The 15,973-nt window shown below is 65.6% G+C and carries 16 protein-coding genes and 1 tRNA gene; 6 read left to right on the top strand and 11 right to left on the bottom strand.

Annotation, left to right across the window (positions count from 1 at the left end; genetic code table 11):
* Positions 1-230: 230 nt before the first annotated feature.
* The 6 genes from ACO05N_RS14920 to ACO05N_RS14895 form a co-directional block, all read right to left on the bottom strand.
* A tRNA-Lys gene (locus ACO05N_RS14920) sits at positions 231-306 on the bottom strand.
* Positions 307-411: 105 nt separating this feature from the next.
* Positions 412-1,539, bottom strand: a complete 1,128-nt coding sequence (gene rodA / locus ACO05N_RS14915) for a rod shape-determining protein RodA (RefSeq protein ID WP_422057851.1) — start codon at positions 1,537-1,539, stop codon at positions 412-414.
* Positions 1,536-3,608, bottom strand: coding sequence for a penicillin-binding protein 2 (mrdA, locus tag ACO05N_RS14910; RefSeq protein ID WP_422057850.1), 2,073 nt, complete (start codon positions 3,606-3,608; stop codon positions 1,536-1,538). The genes rodA and mrdA overlap by 4 nt, the downstream gene beginning before the upstream one ends.
* Positions 3,599-4,111, bottom strand: coding sequence for a rod shape-determining protein MreD (gene mreD / locus ACO05N_RS14905; protein ID WP_422057849.1), 513 nt, complete (start codon positions 4,109-4,111; stop codon positions 3,599-3,601). The genes mrdA and mreD overlap by 10 nt, the downstream gene beginning before the upstream one ends.
* Positions 4,108-4,989, bottom strand: coding sequence for a rod shape-determining protein MreC (mreC, locus tag ACO05N_RS14900; RefSeq protein ID WP_422057848.1), 882 nt, complete (start codon positions 4,987-4,989; stop codon positions 4,108-4,110). The genes mreD and mreC overlap by 4 nt, the downstream gene beginning before the upstream one ends.
* A gap of 13 nt (positions 4,990-5,002) precedes the next feature.
* Complete coding sequence (locus ACO05N_RS14895) at positions 5,003-6,043, bottom strand: rod shape-determining protein (protein WP_066664761.1); 1,041 nt, start codon at positions 6,041-6,043, stop codon at positions 5,003-5,005.
* 169 nt (positions 6,044-6,212) lie between these two features.
* On the opposite strand from ACO05N_RS14895, the gene mutL reads away from it, so the two are divergent.
* Positions 6,213-8,027 (top strand): DNA mismatch repair endonuclease MutL, encoded by a 1,815-nt coding sequence (mutL, locus tag ACO05N_RS14890; protein WP_422057847.1) that lies wholly within the window; start codon positions 6,213-6,215, stop codon positions 8,025-8,027.
* A gap of 256 nt (positions 8,028-8,283) precedes the next feature.
* On the opposite strand, the gene rplI is transcribed toward mutL, so the two are convergent.
* From rplI to ACO05N_RS14870, 4 genes are all read right to left on the bottom strand, one after another.
* The gene (gene rplI / locus ACO05N_RS14885; RefSeq protein WP_422057846.1) at positions 8,284-8,874 is read right to left on the bottom strand and encodes a 50S ribosomal protein L9; all 591 of its coding nucleotides are present in this window, start codon (positions 8,872-8,874) and stop codon (positions 8,284-8,286) included.
* Positions 8,875-8,886: 12 nt separating this feature from the next.
* Positions 8,887-9,111 carry a 30S ribosomal protein S18 gene (gene rpsR / locus ACO05N_RS14880; protein ID WP_066575653.1) on the bottom strand — a complete coding sequence of 75 codons (225 nt, stop codon included), beginning with the start codon at positions 9,109-9,111 and terminating at the stop codon, positions 8,887-8,889.
* A gap of 3 nt (positions 9,112-9,114) precedes the next feature.
* Entirely contained in the window at positions 9,115-9,492 is a 378-nt protein-coding gene (rpsF, locus tag ACO05N_RS14875; RefSeq protein WP_257845385.1) for a 30S ribosomal protein S6, read from the bottom strand.
* 189 nt (positions 9,493-9,681) lie between these two features.
* A complete protein-coding gene (locus ACO05N_RS14870) occupies positions 9,682-10,050 on the bottom strand; it encodes an RcnB family protein (protein ID WP_422057845.1) in 369 nt (122 codons plus the stop codon).
* Between the two features lie 187 nt (positions 10,051-10,237).
* Here ACO05N_RS14870 and fabD point away from each other — a divergent pair, with 187 nt between their 5' ends.
* From fabD to mltG, 5 genes are all read left to right on the top strand, one after another.
* Positions 10,238-11,173, top strand: a complete 936-nt coding sequence (fabD, locus tag ACO05N_RS14865) for an ACP S-malonyltransferase (protein ID WP_422057844.1) — start codon at positions 10,238-10,240, stop codon at positions 11,171-11,173.
* An 11-nt stretch (positions 11,174-11,184) separates the two neighbouring features.
* A complete protein-coding gene (gene fabG, locus ACO05N_RS14860; RefSeq protein ID WP_422057843.1) occupies positions 11,185-11,922 on the top strand; it encodes a 3-oxoacyl-[acyl-carrier-protein] reductase in 738 nt (245 codons plus the stop codon).
* Between the two features lie 99 nt (positions 11,923-12,021).
* On the top strand, positions 12,022-12,258 hold the full coding sequence (locus ACO05N_RS14855) for an acyl carrier protein (protein ID WP_066575645.1): 237 nt from the start codon (positions 12,022-12,024) through the stop codon (positions 12,256-12,258).
* A 113-nt stretch (positions 12,259-12,371) separates the two neighbouring features.
* Positions 12,372-13,631, top strand: coding sequence for a beta-ketoacyl-ACP synthase II (gene fabF / locus ACO05N_RS14850; protein WP_422057842.1), 1,260 nt, complete (start codon positions 12,372-12,374; stop codon positions 13,629-13,631).
* A 54-nt stretch (positions 13,632-13,685) separates the two neighbouring features.
* A complete protein-coding gene (mltG, locus tag ACO05N_RS14845) occupies positions 13,686-14,654 on the top strand; it encodes an endolytic transglycosylase MltG (RefSeq protein ID WP_422057841.1) in 969 nt (322 codons plus the stop codon).
* 3 nt (positions 14,655-14,657) lie between these two features.
* On the opposite strand, the gene ACO05N_RS14840 is transcribed toward mltG, so the two are convergent.
* On the bottom strand, positions 14,658-15,938 hold the full coding sequence (locus ACO05N_RS14840; protein ID WP_422057840.1) for an MFS transporter: 1,281 nt from the start codon (positions 15,936-15,938) through the stop codon (positions 14,658-14,660).
* Positions 15,939-15,973: the final 35 nt, after the last annotated feature.

The raw sequence follows: 15,973 nt of genomic DNA, 5'->3' as shown, positions 1-15,973 counted from the left end.
CGCAAATCTCCCAAACGGCCCGATGCCAGCAAGGTCTCGCTTGCTGCATCGTGTCGCCGTGTTGACCCGGCCATCACGGATCTGTCGGTCGCTCCGACCAAATTAGCCGGAGAGAGGGGGGGGGGGGCGGCTTAGTGGATCCTATAGGGAACCTATAGCAATTTCTAGGTTCCAGCCTCTTCCAGAGAAGGTTGCTTAGTCACCTATGCCATTGAATTTACTAAGGATTTTGGTGGACGCACTTGGGCTCGAACCAAGGACCCGCTGATTAAGAGTCAGCTGCTCTACCAACTGAGCTATGCGTCCATTCCGGCGGAGGAAAGGGCTGAACAGCCGCTTGCCGCGTTCGGGAGTGGCGCGGATAGCGGGAGCCTTTGCCGAATGCAACAGGCTTTTTGCAAAAATTTGCGGTTACCAGCGTGCGGTTCCAGCGCTGTGCCGGCTCTGGCGGTCGATCGCGAACAAGATGCCGATCGCGAGCATCACCGTCATCATCGACGACCCGCCATGACTGACCAGCGGGAGCGGGATTCCGGTCACCGGTGCCATGCCCATCACCATCAGCAGATTGATCGCGACATAGAAGAAGATGGTGGCGGAGATCGCGGCGGCGGTCAGCCGTTCGAACTTGCTGGTTGCGCGCGTCGCGACGCCGATCGCCCACAGGCAGAGCGCGACGAAGGCGGCGATCAGCGCGACCCCGCCGACCAGCCCCAACTCCTCCGCGATCAGCGCGAACACGAAATCGGTATGCCCCTCAGGCAGATAATTCAGATGCACCTGGGTGCCGTTGCCGAACCCCTTGCCGAACAGGCCACCCGATCCGATCGCGATCTTGGACTGGGTGATGTGATATCCCGCGCCCAGCGGATCCTGTTCGGGATTGAGGAAGATCAGCACGCGCTTCTGCTGATATTCCTGCATGCCGTAGTTGATCATCAGCGGGATCGCGACCGCTGCACCCATGCCCCCCGCGATGAACAGGCGCAGCGGCACCCCGGCGAGGAACATCATCGCTCCCCCGCCGGCAACGATCATCATGGCCGTGCCAAGGTCGGGCTGGATGAGTACCAGCGCGGCTGGAATCATGGTGATGACCACCGCCGGCCAGATCGCGCCAAACTTGCGCGTTTCCCCGGCGGGCAGCATCTCGTAGAACCGGGCCAGCGCCAGCACGAGCGCGAGCTTGGTCAGCTCCGACGGCTGCAGTCGCATGAAGCCAAGATCGAGCCAGCTCTGCGCGCCGCCCGCGACATGGCCGATGAGCTCGGTCAGGATGATCAGAACGATGCAGACGCCGTAGATCGGAAACGCCAGCTGGCGATACCAGTCGACCGGAACGCGCGACATGGCGAGCGCGATGGCGAGGAAGACCGAGAAGCGCATGCCGTGGCTGAGCGCCCAGGGAGTCATGCTTCCGCCGGCTGCGGAATAGAGCATCGCCGTTCCGAACAGGCCGATGGCGGTGACCAGCAGGAGCGCGCCCCATGGCAGGCGCAGCACCGGAGCTGGAACGAAGCCGGATCCGATCGTGGTCATTGCGGCGCCTGCGCTGTGGGGGTCGGGTTTGTTGCGGGAGCGGGTGACGGCGCCGCGGACGGTGAAGGGGCAGGGGCCGGAGCCGTTGCCGACGCGGGTGCCGCGGCCGACGTTGCGGTCGAAGTGGGCGACGGAGCCGGATTGGGGACCGCAACAGGCGCCCGGTCGGCTCGCGGGGGCAGTCCCTGTGCCGCCCGGAACGCCGATTCCTTTGCCGCCATACGCGTGCGGATATCGCCGCCCCAACCCGCCTCGAGCACCGCCAGCGTGTCGAGCGCCTTTTGCCGGTCGAACAGCCAGGTCAGCACGTCCTTGGCTACCGGCGCGGCGGCGCGGGCGCCCCCCATGCCATGTTCGATCACCACCGACGCGGCGTAACGCGGATTGTCGACCGGGGCGAAGCAGATGAACAGGCCATGGTCGCGATATTTCCACTCGCCACCCTGGCCGCGATTGCGGTCCATGATGCGGCGGACCTGCGCCGTGCCGGTCTTGCCGCCCATGCGGATGCCGTCGAGCGGCAGCCGCGACGCGACCGCGGTGCCGGCGCCATTGACCACTTCGTCCATCCCGGCGCGGACGATGGCGAGATGTTCCTCGGGAAAGTCGAGCCGGAGCGGTGGCCTGGGCTGGTCGATGATCAGCTGGGGCAGCAGCGCGCGGCTCGACGCAATGCGAGCAGTAGCGACCGCGAGCTGGAACGGGCTGACCAGCACATAACCCTGGCCGATCGCTGCGTTGAGCGTGTCGGCCTGCGTCCATTCCTGCTTGAAGCGGCGCATCTTCCATGCCGTATCGGGGACGGTGCCGTAACGCTGCGAGGGGAGGGGCAGGTCGAACTCTGCGCCAAAGCCCAATTTGCGGGCGGCCGCCGCGATCGGATCGATCCCGATCTCTCGCCCCAGCGTGTAGAAATAGGTGTTGCAGCTGCGCGCGATCGCCGTGTGCATCGTCATCGGCCCATGGCGGCCCAGGCAGCCGAACCGGCGATTGCCGAGCTGATAGCCGCCATTGCAGAAGACAACGCGATTGGGATCGATCCCCGCCCCCAGGATCGCCAGCGCGGTTGCCGGCTTGAAGGTCGATCCAGGCGGATACAGGCCCTGCAGCGTCTTGTTCATCAGTGGGAGATGGTCGTCGTCCGACAACATCTTCCACTCGGTGCGGCTGATCCCGTCCGAAAAGGCGTTGGGATCGTAGGACGGCATGGACACCATTGCGAGGATGTCGCCATTGGTGAGATCGAACACCGTAACCGAGCCGGATTCAGTGCCCAACCGACGCGCGGTATATTCCTGAAGCCCCGCATCGATCGTCAGCCGGACGGTCTTGCCCGGCGTATCGGGGCGGGTTTCCAGCTCGCGGACCAGCTTGCCCCGTGCCGTCACCTCCGACCGCTTGGCCCCTGGAGCACCGCGCAGCTTGTCCTCCAGCATCTTCTCGAGCCCGTCCTTGCCGAGCTTGAAGCCGGGAGTCAGCAGCAGCGGATCCTTGGTTTCCTTGAACCGTTCCGCCGACGCAGTGCCGACATAGCCGATCAGATGCCCGACCGCCGCGCCGGCGGGGTAATTGCGCGCGAAACCGCGCGTCGGGGCGACACCGGGAAGTTCGGGCAGCCGCACGCTGACGGCGGCATAGCGTTCCCAGTCGAGATTTTCGGCCACCTGAACCGGCTGAAACCCCGCCGCGCCCTTGAGGTCATCCTCGATCCGCGAAAGGTCTTCGGCGGTAAGGCGCAGGATCTGCTGCAGTGCGGTCAGCACCTGCCCCTTGTTTTCGAGTCGGTCGGGGATAATGTCGACACGAAAATCGGTGCGGTTGTTGGCGATCGGCACGCCGCGCCGGTCGACGATCCACCCGCGCCGCGGCGGCGTGAGCGTCAGGTTGACGCGGTTGCTCTCCGACAGCAGCTTGTACTTGTCATTTTCATAGACGGACAGCCAGGTCATCCGCCCGGCCAGTACCAGCCCCAGGCCGGCCTGAATGCTTCCGAGCAGCATCGCGCGGCGCGAAAAGCTGTAGCTCTGCTGCCCCTCGCTGATCATGCGGACGGGGCCCTTCACTGCCATTTCCTGCGCTGATCGAGGCGGGAAACGAGGCGCGACAGCACCGGGAACAGCGCGATCGAAATCAGGATCTGGATCAGCAGCACGGTATCGACATGCGCGTTGAGGGGCGTGGCGATCAATCGACCGCCGATCAGGCAAAATCCGATCGCGCCGGCCGCAAGCAGCCAGTCCTGAAGGAAATCCCGCCACACGATCCGGGTATCCAGCACGTCGATCGCGATGAAGGACACGGTCCAGAAGAACATCGCGTTGCCGAGCGGCTGGCCGCTGACCATGTCATCCACGAAGCCGAGCAGCAGCGGCGCCCAGGGCTTGAGCAGATCCGGCCGGTGCAGCCGCCAGGCCAGAAGCATCATCAGGCCAAACGGCGGCAGCAGCGGTACCGTCGCCTTGAACGGGATCAGCGTGATCAGCGAAGCCAGGATGATCGACAGCGGGGCGAGCCAGCGCGCGCGCTGCGACAGATTGGGCTGACCCAGGCCCGCAAAGCGCGTGCCGGTCACCGCGGTGCCTTGTCCGGCGCCTGAACGTCGGCAGCCTCGGGGAAGAAGGCACGCTGAACCAACGCATAGTCAAGCATGTCGGGGCTTGCCGTGGGTCTGGCCTTGGCGGTGTCGCGCGCACGTTCCAGCGTCACCGCGACCGCGATATTGGGCGGGAACAGACCGCCGGTGCCGGATGTGACGAACGCGTCACCCGGCTCGAACAGGATCTGCGCGGCGCTCGCCGACCGGATTTCGAGCAGTCCGTCGCCACGCCCGGCGGCAATGGCCGGCAGCCCGTCGCGGATGCGGCGCACCGGCACGACGCTCTCGGGGTCGAGCACCAGCAAGATGCGGGCGGTGTTGGGGCTCACCTCGACCACGCGACCGATCAGGCCGTCAGGACCACGTACCGGCTGGCCCGCGCGGACGCCCTGCCAGCTGCCGGCATTGAGCGTTGCGAAGCGGCGCGTGCTGGACCCGCTGGCATAGACGATGCGCGCGGCGACGATCGGATCGGCGACCCGATCGCGCAGCTTGAGCAGCGCGCGTAGACGGCGATTGTCGCGTGTGACGACGCGGGCATGTTCGATCAGCGTCCGGCTCGCCTCCAGCTCGGCCTTGAGCCGGGCATTCTCGCTGCGCACGCCGAAAAAGCTGCTGATCCCGTCGGGCACGCCGGACACGCTGCGCCGCGTCCAGTCAGCGCCGGATGCCACGGGCGTCACGAGTTCCGAAAAGGCCCCGCGTACCACGGCATAGGCGGGCGGGTTCAGGGTCGAGAGCAGCAACAGAACGACCGCGACCAGCGCACCGCCGACCGCGATCACATAACCGATGAACAGCCCGTATTGCGCCCGCCGCGAAAACCCGGGGCGCCGGTTATGTGGCGGCGCCATACCCCCCGCTTCCTCAGACCTGAATCAGAACACCACGAAACACCGGATCTTCTAGCGCACGTCCAGTGCCCAGCGCCACACAGGTGAGCGGATCTTCGGCGACGGTAACGGGCAAACCCGTCTCATCGCGAAGCACTTCGTCGATCCCTTCGAGCAACGCGCCGCCGCCAGTAAGGACGATGCCCTGATCGACAATGTCGGCTGCCAGTTCGGGCGCCGTGTTTTCGAGCGCGATCCGCACCCCCTCGACGATCGTGCCGACGGGCTCGCTCAGCGCTTCGGCGATCTGGCCCTGGTTGATCTGGATTTCCTTGGGAACGCCGTTGACCAGGTCGCGACCCTTGATGTGGATCGTCAGGCCAATGCCGTCTGCCGGCGGCTTTGCGACACCGACTTCCTGCTTGATCCGCTCGGCCGTGGCTTCACCAATCAGCAGGTTGTGGTTGCGGCGGACATAGGAGACGATCGCTTCGTCCATCTTATCGCCGCCGACACGAACCGATGTCGAATAGGCGAGGCCGCGCAGCGAGAGGACCGCGACTTCGGTCGTGCCGCCGCCAATGTCGACAACCATCGATCCGATTGGCTCGGTCACGGGCATGTCGGCGCCGATCGCAGCAGCCATCGGCTCCTCGATCAGCCACACCTGAGAAGCGCCGGCGTTTTGCGCGGCGTCGCGGATCGCGCGGCGTTCGACGCTGGTCGATCCGCTGGGCACGCAGATCACGATCTGGGGCCAGCGCATGAATTTGCGCTGTCCGGTCACCTTGCGGATGAAGTGCGAGATCATCTGCTCGGCTACGTCGATATCGGCAATGACGCCGTCGCGCAGGGGGCGAATCGCCTCGATCGTGCCGGGGGTTTTGCCCATCATCAGCTTGGCGTCGTCGCCGACCGCCTTCACCCGCTTGATGCCGTTCAGTGTTTCGACCGCCACCACCGACGGCTCGTTCAGGACGACCCCGCGCCCGCGCAGATAGACAACCGTATTCGCGGTCCCCAGATCGATCGCGAGATCATGGGACATGAACTTGAAAAGGCGGGAGAAAATCATTCTGATCGCACCGTTCTGTCACGGCCGCCCGGGGCCGCTGGTTCGCACTGAAAATCATACCTTGACCCGTTTCGGTCGGATCGACTCCAGGGCGGAGAAAATCTGGGGCCGAAGGAAATCTGGCGGATACGGGTCGCGGGATGGCGCCGCTTGGGCTACACCGGCTTGCATGTCAATACGACGCTTGCCGGAGCATCTTGTCAACCGGATAGCCGCAGGTGAGGTGGTGGAACGCCCCGCCAGCGCGCTCAAGGAACTGGTGGAAAACGCTGTCGATTCGGGCGCGACCCGGATTAGCGTGCGGCTGTCCGGCGGCGGGATCGACCTGATCGAGGTGACCGACGACGGATGCGGCATGACGCCCGCCGAAATGGCGCTGGCGCTGGAGCGGCATGCAACGTCGAAACTGCCCGACGATGCGATCGACGCGGTCACGACCCTGGGCTTTCGCGGCGAGGCACTGCCGTCGATCGCGAGCGTGTCACGCTTTACCGTGGAGAGCCGCCCGCGGGGCGCGGATGGCTGGTCGCGGACGGTGGACAATGGCGCCCTGGCGGCGGAGGGGCCGGCGGCGTTGCCTCCGGGAACGCGGGTGCGGGTCGAAGGGCTGTTCGAGATGGTACCAGCGCGGCGCAAGTTCCTGCGCTCGACCCGCTCGGAATATGCCGCCTGCCTAGATGTGGTGAAGCGGCTGGCGATGGCGCGGCCCGAAATCGGCTTTTCGGTCGAGCATGACGGGCGGCGGGTGCTGGCCGTGCAGGAAGGGATGGACCGGATCGCGCGCGTCGCCGCGCTGACCGACCGCGATCTGGCGGCGAACAGCGTCGGCATCGATTTCGAGCGCGAGGGGATCGTGCTGGGCGGGGTCGCGGGATTGCCGACGTTCAACCGCGGTGTGGCGGATCACCAGTACCTGTTCGTCAACGGACGCCCAGTAAAGGACCGGCTGCTCACCGGCGCGGTGCGCGGCGCCTATGCCGAAATGCTGGCGCGCGACCGGCATCCGGTGGTGGCGCTGTTCCTCGACGTGCCGCCCGATCAGGTCGATGTGAACGTCCATCCGGCGAAGACCGAGGTGCGGTTCCGCGATCCGCAGCTGGCGCGTGGGCTGATCGTAAGCGGGCTGCGGCGCGCGCTGGACGGGGCAGGGCATCGCAGCGTGCAGCGGCCCAATGCCGCGGTGATGGGGTTGTGGACGAGCGAGACCGCAGATACCCACCTTCAGCCCGGCGAAAGCCGGGATCTCCCGTGGCCGAGCGAGACCCTATCCAACCGCGAGACCCCGGCTTTCGCCGGGGTGCCGACGATGTTCGGGAGTGCGGTTCACGACCGCCGCCCCAGCTTCATCGCTCCGCCTCAGGCGCGCGCCGAATCCGCCGCCGAGCCGGTACCTGCATCCATCAGCTACCCCCTCGGCGTTGCACGGGGGCAGGTGGCGCGGACCTATATCGTTGCGGAGGCGGAGGACGGGCTAGTGCTGGTCGACCAGCACGCAGCGCACGAACGCCTCGTCCTCGAACGCATGCGCCGCGCGGTGAGCGAGGGCGGAGTGGCGAGTCAGGCATTGCTGCTCCCCGAGGTGGTCGAGCTGGACGAGCCGGCGTGCGACCGGCTGGAGGCGCGCGCGGGCGAACTGGCCGATTTCGGGCTGGAGCTGGAGCGGTTCGGCCCGCGCGCGATGCTAGTGCGCGCGACCCCGGCGCTGCTGGGCAAGGGCGATGTGATCGCGCTCGTCACCGACATCGCGGATGAACTTGCGGCGTTCGATCACGCGCTGAGCCTCAAGGAGAAACTCGACCATGTCGCCGCGACGATGGCGTGCCACGGATCGGTGCGCGCGGGCCGCGTGCTGTCGGTCGCGGAGATGAATGCGCTGCTTCGCGAGATGGAAGTCACCCCGCATTCGGGCCAGTGCAACCATGGCCGCCCGACCTGGGTGAAGCTGGCGCATGGCGATATCGAGAAGCTGTTCGGGCGGAAGTGAAGCTGCGTCTGACTCCGTCCGATGCAACTTTAGCGGTCAGTACGCATTGTTAACCCTGAACGACGCTTCAGGTAGAATAGAAATGGGTAAGTTGATGTCGGTGGCTTTGGCCGCCATTCCGCTGGTTGCAGTGCTGGGCGCGATGGTCGTCGCGCCGTAACCTCAAGAGTTTCGCTCCCAAGCGAAAAAAAAGAGGCCGCCCGGTCGTGTCACCGGGCGGCCTTCTTCTTTGTCTGTGCCGGAAGCGGCGAGGGGATTAGCCCTCGGCCTGCTCCTCGGTCGCCTCGGTGGCGATCTCGCCGGGTTCGGCGTTGGGATCATAGTCCTCGGTGAAGCCGGCTTCGTCCTTTTCGAACATCGCCTCCATCACGTTGACGCCCTGTGCCTGCATCTCGGCCTCTTCAGGCGAGCGGGCGACGTTGACCTTGACGGTCACCGCAACCTCGGCGTGCAGCGCAACGCGGACTTCGTAAAGGCCGATCGCCTTGATCGGCTTGTCGAGCACGACCTGCGCCTTGTTGACCTTATGGCCGTCGGCGTTGAGTGTTTCGACGATGTCGCGCACCGCGACCGAACCGTACAGCTGGCCGGTGTTCGACGCCTGACGGATCAGGGTGACCGAAACGCCCTCAAGGCCCTTCGATTCCTTCTCGGCTTCGGTGCGCTTGGCGGCGTTCTCGGCGACGATGCGCTCGCGATTCGCCTCGAACACCTTGCGGTTGGCCTCGTTGGCGCGCAGCGCCTTCTTGTTCGGGAGCAGGTAGTTACGGGCAAAGCCGTCCTTGACCTTCACCACGTCGCCGATGTGGCCGAGCTTCTCGACGCGCTCGAGCAGAATGATTTCCATGAGCTGCGCTCCTTACTTCACGATGAAGGGCAGAAGGCCCAGGTGGCGCGCACGCTTGATGGCGATCGCCAGCTCGCGCTGCTTCTTCGCGCTCACCGAAGTGATGCGCGAGGGGACGATCTTGCCACGCTCGGAGACGAAGCCCTGCAGCAGGCGGACGTCCTTATAGTCGATCCGGGGCGCGTCCTTCGCGGAGAAGGGGCAGCTCTTGCGGCGGCGGAAAAAGGGTCGTGCCATGTCTTATTCTCCCCGGCCTTCGTCACCGTCGCGGTCGCGACGGCCGCGGCGTTCGCGGTCACCCTTGCGCATCATCACGGTCGGACCCTGCTCCAGCTCGTCCACGCGGACGGTCATGTAGCGGATCACGTCTTCGTTGATCTGCGTCTGGCGCTCGAGCTCGGCGACGACACCGGCGGGGGCGTCGATTTCGAGCATCACGTAATGCGCCTTGCGGTTCTTCGCGATCTTGTAGGCGAGGCTGCGAAGACCCCAGGTCTCGGTCTTTACGACCTTGCCCTGATTATCCTCGACGATCTTGGTGGCGGTTTCCGCCAGTGCGTCCACCTGCGCCTGTGCCAGATCCTGGCGCGCAAGGAACACATGCTCGTACAGAGCCATGCGTCTGTTCTCACTGTTGGCCGATCGCTGACGCCGCCCCATGCGGTCGCCCCTCCGGCTGTCGTTCCAAAATACGAAAAGCGGCTAGCCGAAGCCGCCGCTCAACGATGCGTCCTTACGCGCGCGGTTTGTAAAAGGCAAGCGGCGAGGTGATGCACACCCCGCCGCCCGGAGGAAGCCGTTAGCCGTTTAGCGGATCATGTTGCCAAAGATGGCGCCGATGATGCCGCTGGCGATGCCGACCATCACGATGTCATTGCCCGACTGGACGTAGCGATAGCCGCGCGGCGGGGCCTTCAGGCCGCGATAGTGGCGATAATCGACCTGGCGATAGTTGCGCGCCTGGCGATAGTCGAACCGCTCGCCGCGCTTCCAGCTGGTGCGATAACGCTGCTGGGGCGCCTTCTTCACCGTCTTCTTGACCACGACCTTGCCGTTCGGCTTGTGCTTGATCACCGTGCGGGTCTGCTGCGCCGGGGCGGCAGCGGCGGGCGCTGCGGCGAGGATCGGGCTGACCGCGACCGATGCGGCGACGGCGGCGAGAACAAATTTCTTCATTTCCAGTCTCCTGCGTTCAAGCCCGGTATCGGGCGACGAGATCAATCTGGGGGCTGCGTGTCGCAGGGGTTTCGCGGGTACTGCGCAAAATGGTCGCCTTGTGTCGCAACCCGTTCAGCTTCGTTCATCTTGCGGGATGGGGCTGACACGCATAGGGCGCGGGGCCTGATTTCTAGGAGCCAGAACAATGCGAGCCTTCATCTTTCCGGGGCAGGGAAGCCAATCCGTGGGCATGGGGCTGGCGCTGAGCCAGGCCAGTGCGGCGGCGCGCGAGGTGTTTCAGGAAGTGGACGACGCGCTGGGCCAGAAGCTGTTCAAGCTGATGACCGAAGGTCCCGAGGGCGACCTGTTGCTGACCGAGAATGCCCAGCCAGCGATCATGGCGCACGCCATCGCGGTGTTGCGCGTCCTGGAAAAGGAGGGCGGCGTCCGGCTGGCCGACAAGACGGACTTCGTGGCGGGCCATTCGCTGGGCGAATATACCGCGCTGTGTGCGGCTGGCGCGCTGGACCTGTCGACGACCGCCCGGCTGCTCAAGCTGCGCGGGCGCGCGATGCAGGCGGCGGTCCCGGTGGGCGAGGGCGCGATGGCCGCGCTGCTCGGTGCCGACCTGGTGAAGGCGCAGGCGATTGCGGATGCCGCCGCCGAGGGCGAGGTGTGCACCGTCGCCAATGATAACGACCCGTCGCAGGTCGTGATTTCGGGCGCAAAGGGCGCGATCGATCGTGCGGTGGCGATTGCCAAGGATCATGGGGCAAAGCGCGCCGTGCTGTTGCCGGTGTCGGCGCCGTTCCATTGCCCGATGATGCAGCCAGCCGCCGACGCGATGGCCAAGGCGCTGGCCGATGTGGCGATCCGTGTGCCGCTGGTGCCGGTCTATGCCAACGTCACCGCGGCGCCGGTGAGCGATCCCGACACGATCCGCGGCCTACTGGTCGATCAGGTGACGGGCATGGTGCGGTGGCGCGAGTCGGTTGCGGCGATGTTCGACGCCGGGGTGCATGATTATGTAGAGCTGGGCGGCAAGGTGCTGGGCGCGATGGTCAAGCGGACTGCGCCGGATGCGGCCGTGACCAGCGTGGTGACGATGGACGATATCGAAGCGCTCGAGAAGGCGCTCTGAGGAGAATGAACATGTTCGACCTGACAGGCATGACCGCGCTGGTGACTGGCGCTTCGGGGGGCATCGGGTCCGCGATCGCCAAGGCACTCGCCGCTCAAGGCGCGCGGTTGGCGGTTTCGGGGTCCAATGCCGAAAAGCTGGAGGCATTCCGCGCCGAACTGGGCGGGGATCATGTCGCGCTGGCATGCAACCTGAGCGACGCCGCGGCGGTGGACGCGCTGGTGCCGTCGGCGGTCGAGGCGCTCGGCAAGCTCGATATCCTCGTCAACAATGCCGGCGTGACGCGCGACAACCTGGCGATGCGCATGAAGGACGAGGAATGGGATCAGGTGATCCGCGTCAACCTCGAGGCTGCGTTCCGCCTGATGCGCGCCGCGGCCAAGCCGATGATGAAGGCTCGGTTCGGCCGGATGATCTCGATCACCTCTGTCGTCGGTGCGACCGGCAATCCGGGCCAGGCCAATTATGCCGCGTCCAAGGCCGGCCTCGTCGGCATGTCCAAGGCGATGGCGCAGGAACTGGCGAGCCGCAATATCACGGTTAACTGCGTCGCGCCGGGCTTCATCCGCTCGGCAATGACCGATGTGCTGCCCGAGGCGCAGAAGACCGCGTTGCTGACCCGGATTCCGGCGGGTGATCTAGGCAGCGGGGAAGACATTGGTGCCGCCGTCGTCTATCTTGCGTCGAAGGAAGCGGGGTATGTCACCGGCCAGACGCTGCACGTGAATGGCGGCATGGCGATGCTGTGATCCAGCGCCGACGCTGCGTCCCCCTCTTGCGCAGGGGCTGGCAGCGTTCTAGGTGCGTTCAGGATCAAGAGATTCAACCTACAAGAAGGAACAGGGTACATGAGCGAGACCGCCGATCGCGTGAAGAAGATCGTCGTCGAGCATCTCGGCGTTGAAGCCGAGAAGGTCACCGAAGACGCGAGCTTCATCGACGACCTGGGCGCAGACAGCCTCGACATCGTTGAGCTGGTCATGGCGTTCGAAGAGGAATTCGGCGTCGAGATCCCCGATGATGCCGCCGAGAAGATCACGACCGTCAAGGACGCGATCACCTATATCGACGAGAATCAGGGCTAATTCGGGTTTCCCGGATGGCCGCCCGCTTGGGCAGGATTTGACGAACGGCTCCCGGTCCCGGAAAGGGGTGGGGAGCCGTTTTGTTTTGTAGCGATCAACACCGGAGAGTAACTATGCGCCGCGTCGTCGTCACCGGCCTCGGCCTTGTCACCCCGCTGGGCGGGGATGTCGAAACCAGCTGGAAAAACATCCTTGCCGCCAAGTCCGGCGCGGGGACGATCACGCGGTTCGACGCGACCGACTTCCAGAGCAACTATGCCTGTGAGGTAAAGCCCGCCGACCATGAATATGGGTTCGACCCGGGCAAGCGCGTCGATCACAAGATCCAGCGCCAGGTCGATCCGTTCATCGTCTATGGTATCGATGCCGCCGGACAGGCGATCGAGGACGCCGGCCTGCTCGACATGAGCGAGGAAGAGCGGTTCCGCGCCGGCTGTTCGATCGGATCGGGCATCGGTGGTCTGCCGGGCATCGAGAGCGAATCGCTGGTGCTGGCCGAAAAGGGTCCGAAGCGCGTGTCGCCGCACTTCGTCCACGGCCGCCTGATCAACCTGATCTCGGGTCAGGTGTCGATCAAGTACGGCCTGATGGGGCCGAACCATGCGGTCGTCACGGCTTGCTCGACCGGTGCGCATTCGATCGGCGACGCTGCGCGGATGATCGCGATGGACGACGCCGATGTCATGCTGGCGGGCGGTGCGGAAAGCACGATCTGCCCAATCGGCATCGCCGGATTCGGTCAGGCGCGCGCGCTGTCGACCGGCTTCCGTGACGAACCGTGGCGGGCGAGCCGTCCCTGGGATCAGGGCCGCGACGGCTTCGTCATGGGCGAGGGCGCAGGCGTCGTGGTGCTCGAGGAATATGAGCGGGCCAAGGCGCGCGGCGCAAAGATTTATGCCGAAGTGGTCGGCTATGGCCTGTCGGGCGACGCCTATCACGTGACCGCACCGCATCCCGAGGGGTCGGGCGCGTTCCGCTCGATGCAGATGGCGATGAAGAAGTCGGGCCTGGCGCTGTCGGACATCGACTACATCAACGCGCACGGCACCTCGACCCCGCTGGGCGACGAGCTGGAGCTGGGCGGCGTGCGCCGTCTGTTTGGCGACGCGATCGGCGATCTGTCGATGAGCTCGACCAAGTCGGCGATCGGCCATCTTCTGGGCGGCGCGGGCGCGGTGGAGAGCATCTTCTGCATCCTGGCGATGCGCGACGGCATCGTGCCGCCGACGCTGAACCTCGACAATCCGAGCGAGAATTGCGCCGGCGTCGACCTGGTCCCGCACAAGGCCAAGGAGCGCAAGGTGCGCGCGGTGCTGAACAACTCGTTCGGCTTTGGCGGCACCAACGCGTCGCTGGTGATGAAGGCGGTCTGATCTCGTTCCCCTCCCGCGTGCGGGAGGGGAGATTCTTCAGGACGGAGATTGGCGTTGCGCAAGTTTGGCTGTTTCGGCGTTCTCCTGATCCTCGCGCTGGTCGGCGCGGCATTCTGGGCGGCGCAGCTATGGGGCGGGGCCGGGCCGGGGACGCGCAACATGACGCTGACCGTGGCGCAGGGATCGACCCTCACCACCGCCGCGCGTGAGCTGGAGAAGCAGGGCGCGATCCGCGATGCGGACCTGTTCCTGTGGATGGCGCGGGTGTTCGGCGACGACACGCCGATCCAGGCGGGCGAATATCGCGTACCGGCCAAGATCAGCCAGTCCGACCTGCTCAAGATGCTGCAGGGCGGGCGTACGCTCCAGCGCTTCGTGATGATTCCAGAGGGGATGCCGTCGATCCTGGTCCATGAACGGCTGATGGCGGCCGAGCAGCTGCAGGGCGAGGTCGAGGTACCGATCGAGGGCAGCATCCTGCCCGACAGCTATGCCTATAATCGCGGCGATACGCGGCAGCAGGTGCTGGATCGCATGCAGAGCGCGATGGACAAATATCTCGCCGAGGCATGGGGGCGCCGCAAGCCGAACATCGCGGTGAGCACGCCGCAGGAAGCGCTGATCCTTGCCTCGATCGTCGAGAAGGAAACGGGGAAGCCCGAAGAGCGGCGGATGGTTGCGGGGGTCTATTCCAACCGGCTGAAGCGCGGAATGCCGCTGCAGGCCGACCCGACCGTGATCTATCCGGTGACCAGAGGCAAGCCGCTGGGCCGCCGGATCCTGCGCTCCGAATTGCAGGACAAGAACGGGTACAACACCTACGCCAGCGCGGGCCTGCCGATCGGGCCGATCGCCAATCCCGGCCGTGCGAGCATCGACGCGGTGCTGAACCCGGAGCAGACCAGCGCGCTCTACTTCGTCGCTGACGGCACCGGCGGACACATCTTCGCCGACACGCTTGAACAGCACAACGCAAACGTCCAGAAATGGTATGCGCTGCGCCGAGCACGCGGGGAGATGTAGGGATCAGTCCGCCGGACGTTCCACCCCCAACCGCGGCAGGACGGTCAGGAACGCAATCCCTCCGACCGCCAATACCCCTGCCAGCATCGCCATGGGCGCGAGCGTACTGCCGGTATAGTCGCGGACCATCGGCACGGCGTTCTGCGCTGCGAATCCGCCGAGATTGCCGACCGAGTTGATCACCGCGAGGCCGGCCGCGGCGTGGGCACCGCGGAGCAGACCTTGCGGGATGCTCCAGAACACCGGCTGGGCAGAGAAGATCGCGGCGGCGGCGATGCACAGGCAGGCGAATTTGACCGCTGCGCCGGGCAGGATGACGCTGGCGAGGAAGAAGGCGGCTGCGACCAGCATCGGGCCGGCGACGTGCCAGCGGCTGGTGCCATGCCGCGCGGCGTGGCGGGGGACCGCCCAGAGCGCGACCGCGACGAGGATCCACGGGATCACGTTGATGATCCCGTTTTGGATGTTCGAGGCGCCGAAGCTCTTGACGATGGTCGGGAGCCAGTAGCTGAGGCCATAGGCGCCGAGCGGCATTGCGAAATAGAGCAGCGAGAGCAGCAGCACGCGCGGATCGGTGAGCGCGCGCCACGCCGAGCCGGCGTCGCCTGCCGGGGTTTCGGCGGTGAGGGTGTCGGCGAGCCATTTTTTCTCGCCAGCGCTCAGCCATTTCGCTTCGCCCGGCGTGCTGGGCAGCTTCCACAGCACCACCGGTGCAAGCAGCACCGGAGGCAGGCCGGTGGCGACGAACACCCATTGCCATCCGGCAAGTCCCGCCAACCCGTCGAGCTCAAGCAATGCGCCGCCGATCAGCGATCCGACCGCATTGGCAAAGGCGCTGGCGATCATGAACAGTCCGACCATGCGCGCGCGGTGCGCCTGGGGATACCAGAGGGTGAGGAGGTAAAGCACGCCCGGAAAGAAGCCCGCCTCTGCCACGCCGAGCAGGAAACGCAGGACGTAGAACATCGTCAGGCTTTGCGTGTAGCCGAGCGCGATGGTGATGAGGCCCCAGGTGAGCATGATCCGGGTGAACCACAGCCGCGCGCCGACGCGGGCGAGAATCATGTTCGCGGGTGCCTCGAACAGGAAATAGCCGAGGAAGAACAGGCTGGCACCCAGGCCATAGGCGGCTTCGGACATGCCGAGCGCGTCGACCATCTCCAGCTTGGCGTAGGAAACGTTCTGCCGGTCGATGTAAGCGAGGAGGTACATGGTGCAGAGCAGCGGCATCAACCGTCGGCTGATCTTCGCAAGCGTCGCTTGCGGCGAACCCGCATCATCCATTCTTCGCCCCCTCCGAAGCGGCCCGCGTCATCGCG

The sequence above is a fragment of the Sphingomonas sp. genome (assembly GCF_965227385.1).
GTDB lineage: Bacteria > Pseudomonadota > Alphaproteobacteria > Sphingomonadales > Sphingomonadaceae > Sphingomonas.
The sequence above is the reverse complement of the archived record's forward strand: the minus strand, read 5'-3'. Positions and strand labels throughout refer to the sequence as shown.

Bases quoted from the DNA above. Each gene is read 5' to 3' on its own strand.
- ACO05N_RS14855 (WP_066575645.1), top strand. From the start codon at position 12,022: ATGAGCGAGACCGCCGATCGCGTGAAGAAGATCGTCGTCGAGCATCTC.
- mutL (WP_422057847.1), top strand. From the start codon at position 6,213: ATGTCAATACGACGCTTGCCGGAGCATCTTGTCAACCGGATAGCCGCA.
- mreC (WP_422057848.1), bottom strand. From the start codon at position 4,989: ATGGCGCCGCCACATAACCGGCGCCCCGGGTTTTCGCGGCGGGCGCAA.
- rpsR (WP_066575653.1), bottom strand. From the start codon at position 9,111: ATGGCACGACCCTTTTTCCGCCGCCGCAAGAGCTGCCCCTTCTCCGCG.
- fabD (WP_422057844.1), top strand. From the start codon at position 10,238: ATGCGAGCCTTCATCTTTCCGGGGCAGGGAAGCCAATCCGTGGGCATG.
- mrdA (WP_422057850.1), bottom strand. From the start codon at position 3,608: ATGGCAGTGAAGGGCCCCGTCCGCATGATCAGCGAGGGGCAGCAGAGC.
- fabF (WP_422057842.1), top strand. From the start codon at position 12,372: ATGCGCCGCGTCGTCGTCACCGGCCTCGGCCTTGTCACCCCGCTGGGC.
- ACO05N_RS14895 (WP_066664761.1), bottom strand. From the start codon at position 6,043: ATGATTTTCTCCCGCCTTTTCAAGTTCATGTCCCATGATCTCGCGATC.
- rodA (WP_422057851.1), bottom strand. From the start codon at position 1,539: ATGACCACGATCGGATCCGGCTTCGTTCCAGCTCCGGTGCTGCGCCTG.
- rpsF (WP_257845385.1), bottom strand. From the start codon at position 9,492: ATGGCTCTGTACGAGCATGTGTTCCTTGCGCGCCAGGATCTGGCACAG.
- ACO05N_RS14840 (WP_422057840.1), bottom strand. From the start codon at position 15,938: ATGGATGATGCGGGTTCGCCGCAAGCGACGCTTGCGAAGATCAGCCGA.
- rplI (WP_422057846.1), bottom strand. From the start codon at position 8,874: ATGGAAATCATTCTGCTCGAGCGCGTCGAGAAGCTCGGCCACATCGGC.
- fabG (WP_422057843.1), top strand. From the start codon at position 11,185: ATGTTCGACCTGACAGGCATGACCGCGCTGGTGACTGGCGCTTCGGGG.
- ACO05N_RS14870 (WP_422057845.1), bottom strand. From the start codon at position 10,050: ATGAAGAAATTTGTTCTCGCCGCCGTCGCCGCATCGGTCGCGGTCAGC.